General features: G+C 55.1%; 1 protein-coding gene. It reads right to left on the minus strand.

Annotated elements, in window-relative coordinates; translation table 11 throughout:
- The coding region (locus S1OALGB6SA_RS04170) for a hypothetical protein (protein ID WP_503465871.1) at nucleotides 1-236 on the minus strand (236 nt) is incomplete at both ends.

The following is a 236-nucleotide window of genomic DNA, read 5'->3' on the forward strand; positions in this document are numbered from 1 at the left end:
ACCACTCTATCTTCTATTCTATCTGCCGGCGTGATTTTCCGGATGCGGTGATTGTTAGTATCTGCCACATAGACATTGCCGGATGAGTCCACAGCCACTCCGATGGGGCCGTTAAACTCCGTCGCTGTGCCGGTGCCATTCGCAGAACCCGCATCGCCACTGCCGGCAAGGGTGCTTACCATCCCCGTCGAAGTGATTTTCCGGATGCGGTGGTTGCCATAGTCTGCCACATAGAT

This window comes from Olavius algarvensis spirochete endosymbiont (assembly GCA_900608495.1).
Classification (GTDB): domain Bacteria; phylum Spirochaetota; class Spirochaetia; order DSM-2461; family DSM-2461; genus UBA2779.